The following is a 16,790-nucleotide window of genomic DNA, read 5'->3' as shown; positions in this document are numbered from 1 at the left end:
AATTATGGGCAGGAATGCAAAAAAGAAAACATCAGGGATAAAAACCTCTGTAAAAATTTTATGGAGAGTATTTTTTATAGGAATTTTCCTGGGTGTGTTATTAATTGTGGCGGCAGACTTTGGCCTGCTGGGTAAAATGCCATCTATTGAAGAATTGCAAAACCCTTCGGCATCACTCGCCAGCCAGGTGTTTGCAGATGACGGTACCCTGATGGGCAAATATTTAATACAGGACAGGATAAATGTAAAATATGCCGACATCAGCAAATATGCGGTGCAGGCATTAGTGGCAACAGAAGACGAACGTTTTTATGAACATAGCGGTATTGACCCCAAATCGGTAGCACGTGCCGTTTTTTTATTGGGCAGCCAGGGTGGCGGCAGCACCATTACCATGCAAACCGCAAAAAATCTTTTTACGAGTAACTGGCAAACCAGCAGCATATTTACGAGGATTCCGCAAAAAATAAAGGAAGGCATTATCGCTATAAAGCTGGAGCGCAATTTCACCAAGGAAGAAATCATTACTTTATATCTCAATACCGTTCCTTTCAGCGATAATATTTATGGCATCCGCAATGCGGCCAAAACATTTTTTCAAAAAGAGCCTGACAGGCTTTCTATTGAAGAGGCAGCCACTTTAATAGGCATGGTAAATGCGCCCACCGCTTATAATCCGCGTTTATACCCGGCAAGGGCAAAAGAAAGAAGGGATTTCATCATTAATAAAATGGTGAACAGCAACTTTATCACACAAACGCAGGCTGGTGCATTAACTGCAAAACCTATCGTACTTAATTATAGAAAGCTGAATGAAAATACAGGCCTGGCGCCTTATTTCAGGATGGTGCTGGGCGAGGAAATGAAGCGATGGTGCAAAACGCATACAAAACCAAATGGCGAAAATTACAACCTCTACCTTGATGGTTTGAAAATATATACAACCATCAATCCCAAAATGCAGATATATGCTGAGGAAGCCGTGGCCAAACACATGGCGTATATGCAGAAAATCCTCAATTCACAAAGAGATATAAAAACAGGATCGGTGTGGAAAGGCCATGAAAACGTGCTGGAGGCAGCCATGAAAGCCAGCGACCGCTGGAGGAATTTAAAAGAAGCCGGCCTTTCTGAAGCAGACATCCGCAAATCATTTCAGAAAAAAACAAATATGAAGGTTTTTGCCTGGAACAATAATCGTGAAAAGGATACGGTGATGACGCCTTATGATTCCATCAAATATTCAAGGCAGATGCTTGAATGCGGCTTCATGTCGATGGACCCGCTAAGCGGCCATATTAAAGCCTGGGTTGGCGGGATTGACTTTAAGAATTTTAAATTCGACCATGTAAATATCAACACGCGCCGGCAGGTGGGTTCAACCATAAAACCTTTATTGTACAGCCTGGCAATTGAGGAGGCAGGCTTTACGCCCAACACCATGGTGGTTGATCAGCAGCAAAGTTTTGGCCAGTATGGTATGGTGCCTGCCACGGCGGCTTCCTGTACCGGCAATACAATGCCGATGATGTCGGCCCTCACCTGGAGCCGTAACTGCGCCACAGCTTATATTATGAAACAGTTGGGTGGCGACAAGGATAACCAGGGTGCTCAGCGTTTTGTATCTTTTTTAAAGAACTGTAATGTGAAGGCTAAGATTGATCCTTACCCTTCCATCGCCTTGGGCTCCTGCGAAATTTCTTTATACGAAATGCTGCAGGCCTACAGCATGTTTCCCGGAAGGGGTTTTAACGTGCAGCCCATGTATATCACCCGTATTGAAGATAAAAACGGTAATGTGCTGGAAACACGTACTTCCCAACGCAAGGAAGTTATAAGCGATGTTACCGCCTATTTTGTTATCAGCATGATGGAAAACGTAGTAAAAGCGGGTACTGGGAGAAGGATGTGGAGTTATGGCGTGAAAGGCTCCATCGCCGGCAAAACAGGCACCACTAATGATAACAGTGATGCCTGGTTTATTGGTTATACTCCACAGTTGCTTTGCGGCGTTTGGTCGGGTTGCGACGACAGGTTTATCCGTTTCAGCAGCACGACAAACGGCCAGGGCGCTTCAGCGGCGTTGCCGGTTTGGGGTTATTTTTATAATAAGGTGGAAAAAGATAAAACACTCCCTTATTCTGATACGGCAGGGTTTGCAAAACCTGATGTAAACCTGAACGAACCGAGTTATGATTATATTAATAACAGCCAGATGGATTTAGGTGCACAGGGCGATAATACGGGCACAGGGCAATCTTCTGATTACGAACAGGGCTACGATAATACGAACCCGGAAAGTATTGCTCCTGAAAGTAATACCGAGGGTTTATATGATAACGAAAAATCGCCTACAGGAGAGGAGGTAAACCCCAGCAATAAAACCAAAAACCCTTCAGGAAAAAATAACCCGCTTAATAAACCGGCAGCCGACACGGCACGGCCCAAAGCGCTAATGCCTAAAAAACCGCAGTAAACCTGAAATTTGCAAACATGTTTACAGGAATTATTGAAACAACCGGCACTATTGAAGCAATTGAAAAGAAAGGCACTAATGTAAGTTTCTGGATTGCATCGCCGGTTTCAAACGAGCTTAAAGTTGATCAGAGCGTTAGCCACGACGGTGTTTGCCTTACGGTGGAAGCCGTTCAAAACAACAGGCACTGTGTAACTGCCATTGAAGAAACACTGTCTAAAACCAATCTTTTGTCCTGGCAAAAAAATACGCAGGTAAATATGGAAAGATGCCTGCAGATGAATGGCAGGATTGATGGCCATTTGGTGCAGGGACACGTGGATGCAACAGCTTCCTGCATTGAAGTTGAACAAAAAGAGGGCAGTTGGGAATACCGTTTCCAGGTGCCCGCCGAATTCACCCATCTTATAATTGAGAAAGGTTCTGTATGTTTAAATGGGATAAGCCTTACCGTTTTCGACATAAAATTCAACAGCTTTAAAGTGGCTGTAATACCCTATACTTACACGCATACAAACATGCAGCATGTTAAGAAAGGAACGATTGTAAATATTGAGTTTGATGTAATAGGGAAATACCTGGCAAGGTTCAGGGAAGTATTTGGCAAACCCGGTTCGCCTGAATACAATAATATGGTTTAAGCTAACCTAAACTGAGTTTAGGTTAATGGCAATATTTATTTCATGAAGATGACGATCAGGAGCCTGGGAAGCGGGCTGGCTTTATATTATATGTAGGAGGATGCAGCCATCATCAGGAAATGCGCAATACATAAAAATATCCACCTTGCTTTTGGGCAGATGGCTTGATGGATGAAGAACACTGTTCAATCATCCCGTGAATTTTTTAAACAATGGGTAGCAAGTTTTCAGAAGGATGATTGTGAAGATGAATGAGGCTTGATTATTTGATGGTGGGCTTGTGTTACAATTTTCTTACAAACTCCCCACAAACGCCTTCAATTTATTTAAACCCTCTTCCAGCAAAACCTTTGGTGTGGCTATGTTCAGGCGGATAAAGCCTTCACCGCTGGCGCCATACATGGTGCCGGCATTAACCCATAACTGGTGTTTATTCAATAATATTTCTGCTATGGTTTCCGAAGATTGATGTAACGCCGTGCAATCAATCCAAACAAGATAAGTGGCCTGCAGCGGCAACACTTTTAGCTGTGGTAATTCTTTCCTGATGAAGGCAACCAGGTATTCATAGTTCGCATATAAATATTGCTTCAATTGCCGCAGCCAACCTTCACCATAACTATAGGCAGCAATTAAAGTTTCTGATGCAAATACATTCAGAAAAGTTGTATCCTGCTCATTTAATACGGCTTCCAGTTGTTTGCGAATGGTAGCGTTGGCAACAATCATATAGGCCACCTGTATGCCGGCGAGGTTAAAAGTTTTGCTGGGCGAAGCGCAGGTAATGGAATGCATTAATGCCGCTTCATTAACGGAAGCAAACGGTGTATGTGTGAAGCCATCATAAACAAGATCGGAATGTATTTCATCAGATACCACCAATACATTATGCTTTCGGCAAATGGTATTTATTTGTAGAAGATCATCTTTACCCCACACCCTTCCCACAGGATTGTGCGGGTTGCATAACAACAGGAGTTTGGCAGCCGGATCGGCGGCTTTTTGTTCGAGGTCGTTAAAATCAATTTTATATTCACCGTTTTCATAAATAAGATTATTGCAAAGCGCTTCGCAGCCGCAGTTGTTAATGGAGATAAAGAAATGGTTATATACCGGTGATTGTACAATTATTTTGTTGCCGGGTTTTGCAAAGGCCCTTATAATAACCGAAAGCGCAGGAATGATACCCGGTACCGGTATTATCCAATCTTTTTCCAGTTGAAAATGATGCCTGGTTTGCCACCAGTATAGGATGGCTTCATAAAATGCCGGTGGTGTTACGGTGTATCCAAATATGCCGTGCTGTACGCGCTTGTTTAATGCTTCAAGTATGGGTGGCGCTGTTTTAAAATCCATATCAGCTACCCACATGGGTAATACATTTTCACTAGTTGATAAATCCCATTTTACTGAGTTGGTATTGTTACGCGGAATAAGCTCATCAAAATTATAATTCATGCCGGTGCAGATATTTGCGCATGAAGATAGAGAATTGTGCAGTGAGCCGTATTTGCAAGAGGCCGCTGTTATTTTTTCAGCATGCTGAAAATAACCGGAAATATTTGTTGCTGGAATGCGATGGACTGGTTGATAGCATTGGCATCCGCAATATTTTCGTTGATGGCTATAATGGCATACAGCGAAGGGATGATGACGATAAACTGCCCGCCCCAGCCCATGCCATAAATAACATTTGTATGGTTGTATGTAAAATGATAAAAAGTTAAAGCATAATCTGATTGCGGAAAGCCCCAGTAACTTTTATAGGTTTTGCCCGGAGCCAGTAACTGCTGCACCCAGTTTTCGGGAACAATTTGTTTACCCTTGTGCATGCCTTTGTTTAACAGCAGTTGGCCTATCTTTAAAAGATCTTCTGTATTCAGGCGCATGCTTAGTAAACCGCTGCCATCATAATAGCCATCAGGCATTTTCATCCAGCCGGTATGTGTTATGCCGAGTGGCTCAAACAGCATTTTTTTGGCGAATGAATAAGTATCCATATTTGTGGCTTTGGAAAGTATCAGCGACAGCAAATGCGTGGCCGCATTATTATAATGCCATTCTGCACCCGGGTCTGCCGTCGTGGGTTGCTGTAAAGTATAAGCCGAAGGATTGGGCAATTTTAAAAACAGGTCAAGACGTTCGAGATTTTCATGATATAACCCTGAAGCCTGGTTCATTATATCAGCAATGGTAACGTTTTGTTTGCGGCTATCCGTATCATTCTTAAGTTCGGGGAAATAGTCAACAATTTTTTGGTTAACTGAAGAAATGAAACCTTTGTCAATGGCAATTCCTGTTAAAATGGCCATTACATTTTTGGTTAACGACTGATCGTTAAATAAACTGTCACGGGTGTAACCATTAAAATACCGGCTGTATAAAACGCTGTTATTTTGTTTTACAATTAAAGCATAAACGTTTGGATTGTTTTGAAGATAGCTGAGTGTATCCAATGGTTGCTGCGCAAAGGCTGCTGCAGATACTGCACACACAAAGAAAATGCAGATGAGTTTTTTCATAAGCTAAACTGGATTTGTTGTAAAACAAAGTAAGCATAATTACAGCAATACCGGTATAACGGGGCGACAGCAAAATCAAATGGGCTTTCCTTCCTGCAATGTTTGTATGGCTGTTTCTAAAAATTTTTTGTCGGCATCACCGGTTGCCTGCTTTAAGGCTGCTTTTGCATGCTCCAGTGCTTTTTTATAATCACCCATAGCTGAATAAACACGCATCATGCCCACATTTGTCGGCCATGCACCTTTTTGTTTCGTATAGTTTTGACGAAATATATCGAGTGCTTCCTGTAGTTTATGTTCGTTCATTAACTGCCTTCCATAAAAATGCAATTCCAGCGGTGTGGCATTGGCAACTGCCGTTTTCATAATGCTGTCTGCTTCCTCATTTTTATCCAGTTTTCTTAAAATCGATGCTTTTGTAGAAAGCGCATTGAATGAATTTCTTCCGCCAAGATTGGGATCGGTTGCAGTATTAATCCAGTTAAGGGCTTCATGGTAATTAGTATCATTGGCAACGCACCATTGCGCAGCCGCTTCAAGGCTTGCCGGGTCAAAACCGATGGCGCCGCTCATTTGTTCACGGATATTTTCCAGCACGGTGCGTTTACGATCAACTGATACATGTATAGGAAAACTCCATCTTTCCCACTTAAGGTTAATATCAATTGAACTATCGGTTTGATTACTGAATTCATACACCAATCTTTCCTGCAACTCCGGTAAATTTTTTTGCTGCACCGTAGGCACATGCAATACATCTAATTCTTGCCGGTAAAAATAACTACCCCATTCTTTCGTGTTTTTATTGAAGATGAGCACGCTGCTGTCGGCCTGCACCTCAATAAAAAAAGCATATTTACCTGCGGGCAATGTTTTGCCGTTGATATTTACATCAGTTGAAAAAGACATGGTAGTGCATTCATCGGCGCCTGCCCGCCAGGGCGAAGCCACGGTTGAACCGTAGCCTAATACCTCGTAACCGAAAGGCACTATATTGGTGCCGTAAATTTTTCCTTCACGGCCTTTTACGCCGGGTGCGCTGTAATGTATTTCAATTTGAGTAACGCCAACTTTTCTGCCGGTAAGGCAAACAATATTGGTATTGCCCGGCAAACGAAGGGCCTGGCTGCTGGCGTCATAAAAAGCACCTATAATGAAAGCAATAACCAGTAAGTATTTTTTCATAGCAGTAATTTTTAAGCAAAGGAAATTTGATTCTGCTTAACATGTATTACCACTAATCAATTAATGCAGCCATTTAATTATAACGCCGGATCTGGCTGATAGTTATATCACTTCTTTAATTACTCTTTCTTTTTTATCGCAATAATTGTAACAATCGCAGCTATAAATAAAGAACCAGCCATAAAAATATACGATGCGCCAAAGCTGCCTGTGGTTCCGTTGAGATAGCCCACAATATAAGAACCAACAAAAGAACCCAACGCTCCAAAACTGTTGATTAGCGCAATAGCGCCTGCCGTAACATTGGCCGGTAATATTTCAGTTATGATAGCGAAGAAAGGACCATAGGGCGCATACATCATCATGCCGGCAATTACCAGCAGGGTGAAGGATAGCCAGAAATTATTGGTACCAACTAAATAAGAACCATAAAAAGCCAGTGAAGCTATAAGCAAACAAGGCCATATAAATATTTTACGTTTAAGGGTTTTGTCAGAAAAATAGGAAATTGTTATCATGCCTATTATTGCAAAAGCATAAGGCAGGGAAGACAACCAGCCGGTTTCTATCATGCTCATGTGCGGTGCTGCTTTAATGATAGAAGGCAGCCATATTACAAAACCATAAACGCCTATGCTCCACAATGCATATTGCAGGCTTAAGAGAATTACGGCTTTTGATTTGAATGCGGCTGCATAATTTTTTACAGGCTTTATGCCCTGCTGTTCTTTTTGCAGGGCCGATTCAACAGCCTGTTTTTCTTCGTCCGTAAGCCAGTTGGCATTAGCTGGCTTATCATTTACCAGCCGCCACCAGAAAAACGCCCAGATAATGGCGGGCAGCCCTTCCAGTATAAACATCCAGCGCCAGCCTACCGAATGAATTAAATAACCCGACAAAATTGACATCCATAAAACGGTAACAGGGTTACCCAGTATTAGAAATGTATTGGCCCTCGAACGCTCCTGTTTGGTAAACCAGCGGCTTAATAAAATAATCATGGCAGGCATTACTGCGCTCTCCACAACACCGAGCATAAACCTTATAATAATGAGAATGGTAATGTTACTTACGAGGCCTGTTGCGGCAGCAAGGGTGCCCCAGGCTATGAGCGACCAGAATATTAATTTCTTTGCACTTTTATTGGCGGCATAATGCGCCCCGGGAATTTGGAAGAAGAAATAGCCGAGGAAGAAAAGCGAACCCAATAAAGAGGATGTTGCGGCCGTAATGCCCAGGTCATGTGCCATTTCACCGGCGGCGGCAAAACCAAAATTGGCCCTGTCTAAATAAGCCAGGCTATAGGTAATAAATGCTACGGGAATTAAACGGTACCAGCGTGATGGCGCGATTGAATTGTTCATGTGTAAACCTCACCCCCCAAACCCCTCTGCAATCGAGAGGGGGTGAGAGGCTTCGTGATTAATGATGTTTAAATATTTGAGTTTACCAACTCATCCAGAGATTGGCTTAACTGAATATCCTGTCATGCGAACGCTTATCGTCCCACTGCGGTGTAGGTTCAAAATAGCTTTTATCTTTTGGATGTAAATGCTGTTTCACCACTTCATCATTCAGCTCAATACCCAGGCCGGGAGCTGTAAGCGGAAGATTGGCAAAGCCTTTTGTAATCAGCGGTCTTCCGTCGGTGGTCTTCACCAGGCTTTCCCACCAGGGTAAATCGATGGAATGATGTTCAAGTGCTAAAAAGTTTTGCGTGGCGGCAGCACAATGCACGTTTGCCATAAAAGATATAGGCGTGCCGGCCTGGTGCATGGCCATGGCAACACCATGTTCTTCCGCATAATCGCCTATGCGTTTGGTTTCAAGCAAACCACCGGATGAAGCCAGGTCAGGATGCACAATATCTACTGCATGGATATCTATCAGCGGTTTAAAATTTTTGAGCAGGTAAATATCTTCCCCGGTAACACAGGGTGTTTCCAGTGCGTCCGATAAGGTTTTCCATTGATCGGTATATTCCCAGGAAATCACATCCTCCAGCCAGGCCAGCCTGTATTGCTCCATGCGTTTGCCCAAACGGATGCCATTGTTTACATCAAAGTGGCCGTAGTGGTCTGTTGACAATGGGATACTGTAACCCACCATGCTGCGAACATTATCAACCAGTTTAGCCAGCTCGTCCAAACCTTTATCTGTTATTTGTATTTGAGTGAAAGGATGCGCTGTATTGGCATACGACATTGGGTTACTCATATCGCCCCACTGTTGTAAATCGCCCCTGCCGTTCTCCCAGAATTTATTATTAACAACCGCGCCTTCAACGCCTTTCAGTTCATTAATGCTTAAATCCATCTTCAGCCAGGTATAACCCTGTTCGTTCAACCGGTAATTAATTAATTTTTTCTGTTCTTCCGGGGAACCTGCTTCGGGCGTATCGGCATATAAGCGGATCTTATCCCGGTACCGTCCACCCAGCAGTTGCCATGCAGGCACGTTATAGGCTTTGCCAACAATATCCCACAGCGCCATCTCTACCGCACAAACACCGCCTGCCTGCCGGCTTTGCCCGCCAAATTGTTTTATGAATTTGAATATCTGTTCCACATTACACGGGTTCATGCCGAGTATGCGGCTTTTAAGCATAAGGGCATAACGTTCATCGGCGCCATCGCGTACTTCACCTAAACCATAAATACCCTGGTTGGTATCTATGCGGATTATGGCAGTTCTGCCTAAAACCGTAGTAACACAATAACGCATGTCTGTTATCTTAAGATCGGATGGCGCAGAGTTGCGGTTTACTTTTTGTGTGCTTTGCGCTACCAGTTCTTCCACCGGTGAAAACATAAAAGCGCCGCCAAGCGCAATGCCGCCCATAGCTGTTTTTTTGAAAAAGGAGCGGCGTGAATTTTCATGTTGCTGCAGTTCTTTTTGAATAGCTGCTTCATTGTTTTCCGGTTCTTTTAAACCAAGCTTTGTTAGAATTTTTTGTGCAGGAGTCATATTGGTAATGTTTTAAGAAGCCCATCCTAAATCCTTCCCGGAGGGAAGGACTTCAAAGAGCGTGATTATTGAAATGGTTTATTAAATTTTGGTGTTGGAAACCCTTCCCTTCGGGAGGGGTTTGGAAGACGCTACCAGTTCCGTTCCTTCATATAATTATCCAGTTCTTCTTTTGTCATTGGAAGGTCTTTCTGTGCGCCCAGCCATTGCAGGAAATCTTTTTTAATATCATTCGTCCATTGCTGGTCTATCTGTCCCGGGGTGTATTTGCCTTCACGCAGGCGCTGGTGGCCAAAGTCATCCCTCAGCATTACAAATTCGGAATTCAGCACCAGGTCTTCAAGGTATTGGGCCGGTATAAATACAATGCCGCCTTTTTTTGCCAGCACTACATCGCCGGGCATTACGGTGGCGCGGCCAATGCGGATGGGCACATTAATGCCGGCCAGCATCATCTGCTGAATGTAAGAAGGGTCGTAGCCTTTTATCCAGCCGTTGAAACCCTGTATTTCCTCAAGCCCTTCCACATCGCGAACGGAGCCATAGAAAATTACACCGCGCCCGGATTTGGCATAAATGGCATTGCCGAGGTTATCGCCGATCAAAGTGCCATCAACAATTTTACCATAACTGTCGGCAACATACACATCACCGTTTTGCAGCACATCTATCGGCCATGAGTTGGGTGAGCCGATGCGTCCCTGGCTTTTGCCCTGGGCTTTAACGGCACTGTCGTAATCCGGGCGCAGCGGCATGTATTGTGCAGTAACCACGCGGCCCGTCATAACGCTGTCCGGGCGTATAACCATCCAATCGCCTTCAAACTGGTTTTGATAGCCTTTGTTGCGCAGGTATCCCCAGGCTTCTTCGAGCGATACATTTTTCAGGCGCTCCAAAAGACGGTCTGATGTTTTGGGACGGCCATCGGCAAAGCGTTCCCCCGTCCATTTTGAAGTAAGCGTTTTTACCTGTTCCGGTGTTGGCGTAATTTGTTGGGCATGCGTGTAAGAGATAAAAGCAGCAAGCAATGCAAGGCAAATCGTTTTTTTCATCGTATGGCTTTAGTTAGTAAATATTTTAAAGGCTTTAAAGTAAAGGAATTTTTAAATAGGAAAGGGTAGTTTGCATAAAAAAATCAACCGATTGCATGAATTGCAGGGCTGGATGGTTTATGCATTAATTTGATGCACAAAATATTTTATAACAATTGACCCCATGAACATTTAACCTTCTGTCTTTACTTCACAGGGATAACCAAACAGGCAGCGGCTTTTTATCATGTCAGCCACTTCCTCCGGCACAAATTCTTCCCAGCCGGGAGCGCCAGCTTTTATGAGCTCAAGCACCTTATCCGGCTGAACATTCAGGTTGTCTTTATTATAGTCCGGAATGTCTTCAATCTTATTATTGGCAAGGAGATAATGATAAAGGTCGATTATATGTGGCGGAAGCTGAAACTGCAGGCAGTTTTGAATAATGCCATTGCGCATGGTGGGGTAAATAAACAACTTTACATTTCGGCTGAACAATCTTGCAAAAGATTCCAGTATGCCGCCCGGAAGATTGGTATAATGTTCTTCAGAAAAAATATATTCAAGATTGGGATAGCCCAGCACCACGCCCATTTTAAGTTTGGTGATGGTGGACAGGTAAGATACCAGTTTATAATATTCATGAAAATTGGATATCATCACTGTTTGCCCAAGCGAACATAAAATGTCAACGCGGTCGAGAAAATCCTTTTCGTCTATATCTGCATCCAGCTCATTCGAATTGCGTTCTTTCAGCGCCTGCAACGTAAGCTCTGTAAGCACCACCACATTAGTTGAATCAACATCCGGTTCTTCCAGGAACTGCTTCATGCCGGTTTTAAGCATATCTATATGCACATTGATCAGCGGCCTGAAACGGCCACGCACTACCATGATATGTTTTTTATATAATACTTCGCTTGGCTGCTGGTTCTTTCCATCAGGACCAAACACGGCAGCATCGGAAAAATCAAGTTTTACCAGGTGAAGGCTCATCAGCCTGTTGTCAACCTTTATAAAATCCGGGCCTTCAAAACGGATCATGTCAATCTGGATGCGGTCTTTTGAAAGATCATCTCTTAATGAAAGTAAAAACAGGGTTGGATTCTGGTAATACCGGAAACAGGCATAAATAAGGTTTACGCCCAATATGCCCACCGCCTGCTGCTGCAGGTTGTTATCATTATCAAGCAGCTTTACATGCAGTACCACATTATTATAAGCGCCATTGGGCTCTAACTGAAAACGTACGCCCATCCAGCCGTGGCCCATATTTGTTTTATGATAGTTAAGCGCCGTAATCGTATTGGCATACGCAAAGAACGTGGAGGAAGTGCCGCGCTGTTTCTGAAGGCGTTCAATCAACAGCCCATATTCTTTATCAAGCATTTTTATAAGCCTGCTCTCGCTTACGTAACGTTTTTTTGTATCAGCGCCATAAATTTCATCGGAGAAAATCATATCATACGCCGACATGGTTTTAGCGATAGTGCCCGATGAGGCACCGGCTTTAAAAAAGTTAGCTGCCACATCCTGCCCGGCACCTATTTCAGCAAAGGTGCCGTATACCTTGGGGTCAAGGTTTATTTCGAGAGCTTTTTGTTTCGTTCCAATATTGCTGCTTTGCGGAGGTGCTGTTGCCATGAATGCTTTTATGTTCTGCGGCAAAGTTAGGTGTGAAAAGAAACACAATTGTGGTGCAGAACAGCGTAATTGGATTTTTACTGCGGTAGAAACAATCAATTGTTTATGGTTATGTTTATTACAGTGTGATTTATCTTTGGAGTATAACCTATGCTTCAACACATATTTCCGCTGTGCTTTATGAGAAATAAACCGTATAAAATTGTTTTCGTTTAAATATTATGAAAGACTCCTCTAAAATATTTATTAACTACAGGCGGGAGGATACGAGCGGCTATGCAGGCCGGATAGCGGATGCGCTTGCATCGGAATTTGGAGAGAATAATATATTTATTGATGTAACAAAAATTAATACAGGCTCAGATTTTACAGAGGTAATTACACAGGCATTGGACCAATCGCGTTATTTGCTTATACTGATTGGTAATACCTGGCTTAATTGTAAAGACAGTGCAGGCAACAGGCGATTAGATAATACTGATGATTTTGTGCGCAAAGAGATAAGCCTTGCCATTAAAAGAAAAGTAAAATTAATTCCTGTATTGCTTGAAGATGCCCGCATGCCTGATGCCGGTGCATTACCAGATGATATAAAAGATTTGTGTAAATGGCAGGCGATAGAAATTACAGATTCACGCTGGAAGTTTGATATTGAAAGGCTGATCAAATCAATCAACCTGCGTAAAAAGCTTTTTGTTTTTAACCGTAAACTTGTATTGCCGCTCTTATTGATATTGGCGGCGGCGATGGCTTTCGGCATCTGGAAAAAAAGTTCCAATGAAAATATTGCCCATTCTTCAACACCGAAGGACTATTACCGCAACGCTAAAATGTTTGAATTAAGCGGAGACTTTGCAAACGCACAAAAATCGTATAAGCAATATCTTAAGTTCAACCTGTCTTATATCGATCCGCATTTAAGTTACCAGTCGATGCTTAAATCGCAGGAAGGTATAAATGCAGCGCGCCAGGAATACAAGGCATTGCTTTCAACACATGCAACCGTGGTAACAATGTTTGCAAATGCTTTGCTGGCAGACAGGGAGGTTGCTATTACAAGCCTGCTGCAACTGGTAAAACAATACCCGGATTTTGCACCCGCATTTTATGAGTTAAGCAATGAATATTCGCAGGACAAACTGGGGGAGAGATCTTTAACGGAAAAATCACTGGAGCAAACTTACCTGGCCGAATTTCTTCACCTGGATTCGCTGGGCTATAATCAAAAATATTACATAGATAAAGCAATTGCAATACAACAAACAAAAGATGCTGTTTCAAGATTAAAGCAGGCAGGTTATGCAACAGCAGCATTAAAAAGCCAGGTTGAAATGATTTACATGCTGGCAAATGATGGCTGGCATTTGTACACGAATATTGGCGAGCCGGCCGTGAAGATCTATTATAAATTTAATAACGACACCGGCTATCGTGCTACTGGCTTAACCGGTTACCAGCGTTCCGGAAGGGAAATACCAGATCCGAATATGTTTGTTGGCCGTTTAAAAAACGGGCAATACCCGGTAAGTGTAAAATATATTGATACGAAAGGGCAGGAGCAGGGGCCATTTAGTTTTATGCTTGATACGCAGAAAGAAAGAATCATAAGTGTAAAGAAAAATCTTGCACAGATGAATTGGGTAAGCTTTCAAAAATACGATAACCGGTTGCTTGTTTATTTTACTTCATTGTTAAGTAACAGGGATGTGATTAAAGCGATTAATTATTCTTTAAACAACGAATCATTATCTCAAACATTTCCGGTTCAGCCCTGGACGAAAGGCGGCATACCGGAAATGCAGGAGGATATTTATGTTGATGCGCCTTCTTCAACAAAGTTCATTGCTGTGAAACTCACATTTATTGATGGCAGCGTAACAGAACTTAAACGGTTTGATAATGATGCGGCAGCTGAATAAGCAGGCGGCGCTTAAAAACCAGGATAAGAAAGTGTTCAGTTAAAGCTTCTCTTAAATTCCAGCGGCGATTGTTTTGTTTTTGTTTTAAACAACCGGCTGAAAGACTGCGGATGTTCAAAACCAAGCTGGTACGCCACTTCCGCAACAGAAGCATCGGAAGTAGATAATATTTCTTTTGCTTTCTCCACGAGTTTATGATGTATCAGTTGCTGCGCATTCTGTCCTGTAAGCGAACGCAGCATATCGCTTAAATAACCTGCAGAAATATTTAATTGTTCTGCCAGGTATTGAACTGTTGGAATACCCTGCTGCAAACTTTTTTCGCTGTTGAAATAATCATCCAATACGTCTTCCATTTTTTGCAAAGTATCATTGCCTGCTGCCTTGCGTGTGATAAACTGGCGCTTGTAAAAACGGTTGGCATAATTGAGCAGCAATTCAATCTGGGCAATTAAAACATCCTGGCTAAAATCGTCTATGCGGTTGTTGAGCTCCTCTTCAATGATTTTGAAAATAGCAATAATAGTTTCCTTTTCTTTCTCCGATAAATGCAATGCTTCATTAACGGCATACGAGAAAAACCCATATTGTTTTATTTTTCGTGATAATGGATAACCTAAAAAAAAGTCCGGGTGAACAAGCAATGTATAACCATACACAGGTTGCTCTTCCGTTATTCCTTCATTATCTGTGCCCACAACCTGGTTAGGGCTTGCAAACAGTAAGCTGCCTTCTTCAAAATCATAATAACCCTGTCCATATCGCATTTTACCGCTGAGTTTTGTTCTGTACGATATTTTATAAAAATTCAGCACATGCGGATTGGGCAGTTTGCGTAAATCAATTGTTACGGCTGATGTGTCCATTATACTGATTAACGGGTGCAATGGTTTTGGTAAACCCAGCAACCTGTGCGATTCTGATATAGAATTGATCCTGTTGGCGCCGCTTATTTTTTCCATAACTGAAAATTAATATAATTAATTATATCCAGCGGATGATGCAGTTTGTGCAAAGAATGTATTGAATAATTTGCGCAGCTTAACATCACCCGCAGGATAAGAATCTACCAGGGAATTTCTCCTGTTGCAGGATTGTATTCTTCACTAACATATTTCCCTGTCGGCCCGTTATTATCAATCAATACATATTTCACCACACGCGCCGCAGCATCTTCCACCGTGCCTGTGCCACGGTGATTATTAAAATCGGTTTTAGTGAAACCCGGATCAATTATATTGACCTTAACCGGCGTGTCCCGCAGCTCATACGCCAAAATAAGGGAATACATATTTAAGGCTGCTTTTGAAGGCTGGTACACCGCTCCTTTATGATGATAATATTTACCATTGGGATCATTGGCCAGTGTAAGCGAACCCTGGCTGGAGCTCACCATTACAATGCGTGGTTCACCGGATTTTTTAACCAGGTCTGTAAACGCCTGTGTTACTCTAACCACCCCCATAACGTTAGTCTCAAATACTGTTTTAAACTGCTCCATCGTGGCCTCCAGTGCTGTTTGGGGTAAGCCACCGCTGATGCCTGCGTTATTAACCAGTGCATCCAATACATCCGTTTTATTACCTATTGTTTCACGGGCAGCTTTTACCGATGCATCGCTGGTAACATCTATTTCAATCGCTTCCACGTTGGTTAAGCCTTCCGCTTGTAGCTGTGCTGCTGCTTCCAGGCCTTTGTCTATATCCCTGCTTCCCAAATACACATACCATTCTTTTTGCAATAACTGTTTGGCAGCTTCAAAGCCAATGCTTTTATTGGCGCCTGTAATCAAAACTTTTTTCATGTTTTCTTTTTAATGAATGATTATTTTCTTTGCTTTTGTATCACAAAGTTCTCACACATGTAACCGGCAGAAATAACTAAAACGCGGAATTACATAACAGAAATGAATGCTTTCAATTTTTGTTTAAAAGCAAAGCGTATAGATGAGGTTTAAAACAACTTATGTAATATATCTTATCCGTTTGCAATCAAATTTGCAAGATTATTTAAGGAAGTATCAAAGCTTTTACTAAGCTTCTTTTTATAGAAATATGGAAATGCAACACGGTTAATAAAGGTATCGCGTAAATACAGATCAAATACAACAAGGGTTTTATTTTCCGCTATGGATTTTAATGTCACAAATAAACTTTGAGTCTTGCGCTCATCTGTTTCGCTTAAACAAAAAAAGTCACCCTTGTCTTCAAAAGAGCTTGAATAAAAAACGGTACTGCCTTGTTTTGTAACAATTCTGAATTTAATGCCCAAATGATAAATGGGGTGATTTATATTGTCCACTTTTATCACGCCGTCCTGCCATTTATTGCGCAAAGGTAAATTGCCCATAAAGCTTAAAACCGTTACGATATCTGCATCTATAATTTTTTCCGCGCTCAGCACTT

Annotated in this window: 13 protein-coding genes; 3 read left to right on the top strand and 10 right to left on the bottom strand. The window is 42.4% G+C overall.

Annotated elements, in window-relative coordinates:
- Window positions 1-4 precede the first annotated feature (4 nt).
- The gene (locus ACTHN6_RS20580) at window positions 5-2,476 is read left to right on the top strand and encodes a penicillin-binding protein 1A (protein WP_440437662.1); all 2,472 of its coding nucleotides are present in this window, start codon (window positions 5-7) and stop codon (window positions 2,474-2,476) included.
- 17 nt (window positions 2,477-2,493) lie between these two features.
- Window positions 2,494-3,117 (top strand): riboflavin synthase, encoded by a 624-nt coding sequence (locus tag ACTHN6_RS20575; RefSeq protein WP_440437661.1) that lies wholly within the window; start codon window positions 2,494-2,496, stop codon window positions 3,115-3,117.
- A 294-nt stretch (window positions 3,118-3,411) separates the two neighbouring features.
- Here ACTHN6_RS20575 and ACTHN6_RS20570 read toward each other — a convergent pair whose 3' ends face one another.
- The 7 genes from ACTHN6_RS20570 to ACTHN6_RS20540 form a co-directional block, all read right to left on the bottom strand.
- Window positions 3,412-4,575 (bottom strand): MalY/PatB family protein, encoded by a 1,164-nt coding sequence (locus tag ACTHN6_RS20570; RefSeq protein ID WP_440437660.1) that lies wholly within the window; start codon window positions 4,573-4,575, stop codon window positions 3,412-3,414.
- Window positions 4,576-4,643: 68 nt separating this feature from the next.
- Window positions 4,644-5,639, bottom strand: a complete 996-nt coding sequence (locus ACTHN6_RS20565) for a serine hydrolase domain-containing protein (protein WP_440437659.1) — start codon at window positions 5,637-5,639, stop codon at window positions 4,644-4,646.
- A gap of 75 nt (window positions 5,640-5,714) precedes the next feature.
- Entirely contained in the window at window positions 5,715-6,824 is a 1,110-nt protein-coding gene (locus ACTHN6_RS20560) for a DUF2911 domain-containing protein (protein ID WP_440437658.1), read from the bottom strand.
- A gap of 119 nt (window positions 6,825-6,943) precedes the next feature.
- On the bottom strand, window positions 6,944-8,188 hold the full coding sequence (locus ACTHN6_RS20555) for an MFS transporter (protein ID WP_440437657.1): 1,245 nt from the start codon (window positions 8,186-8,188) through the stop codon (window positions 6,944-6,946).
- A 106-nt stretch (window positions 8,189-8,294) separates the two neighbouring features.
- Window positions 8,295-9,791: a mandelate racemase/muconate lactonizing enzyme family protein gene (locus ACTHN6_RS20550; protein ID WP_440437656.1), complete on the bottom strand. Its 1,497-nt coding sequence runs from the start codon at window positions 9,789-9,791 to the stop codon at window positions 8,295-8,297.
- Between the two features lie 131 nt (window positions 9,792-9,922).
- Entirely contained in the window at window positions 9,923-10,843 is a 921-nt protein-coding gene (locus ACTHN6_RS20545) for an RraA family protein (protein ID WP_440437655.1), read from the bottom strand.
- Window positions 10,844-11,014: 171 nt separating this feature from the next.
- Window positions 11,015-12,466: a hypothetical protein gene (locus ACTHN6_RS20540; protein ID WP_440437654.1), complete on the bottom strand. Its 1,452-nt coding sequence runs from the start codon at window positions 12,464-12,466 to the stop codon at window positions 11,015-11,017.
- 221 nt (window positions 12,467-12,687) lie between these two features.
- Here ACTHN6_RS20540 and ACTHN6_RS20535 point away from each other — a divergent pair, with 221 nt between their 5' ends.
- Complete coding sequence (locus ACTHN6_RS20535; protein WP_440437653.1) at window positions 12,688-14,385, top strand: TIR domain-containing protein; 1,698 nt, start codon at window positions 12,688-12,690, stop codon at window positions 14,383-14,385.
- A gap of 35 nt (window positions 14,386-14,420) precedes the next feature.
- Here the strand turns inward: ACTHN6_RS20535 and ACTHN6_RS20530 are convergent, their stop codons facing one another.
- From ACTHN6_RS20530 to ACTHN6_RS20520, 3 genes are all read right to left on the bottom strand, one after another.
- Window positions 14,421-15,347 (bottom strand): helix-turn-helix domain-containing protein, encoded by a 927-nt coding sequence (locus tag ACTHN6_RS20530; RefSeq protein ID WP_440437652.1) that lies wholly within the window; start codon window positions 15,345-15,347, stop codon window positions 14,421-14,423.
- 104 nt (window positions 15,348-15,451) lie between these two features.
- Window positions 15,452-16,189 carry an SDR family oxidoreductase gene (locus ACTHN6_RS20525; protein WP_440437651.1) on the bottom strand — a complete coding sequence of 246 codons (738 nt, stop codon included), beginning with the start codon at window positions 16,187-16,189 and terminating at the stop codon, window positions 15,452-15,454.
- Between the two features lie 173 nt (window positions 16,190-16,362).
- On the bottom strand, window positions 16,363-16,790 hold a 428-nt coding region (locus ACTHN6_RS20520), incomplete at its 5' end, for a hypothetical protein (RefSeq protein ID WP_440437650.1).

This window comes from Parafilimonas sp., assembly GCF_051953455.1.
Lineage (GTDB): Bacteria > Bacteroidota > Bacteroidia > Chitinophagales > Chitinophagaceae > Parafilimonas.
Note: the sequence above shows the minus strand (reverse complement) of the source record. Positions and strands in the feature narration are given on the sequence as shown.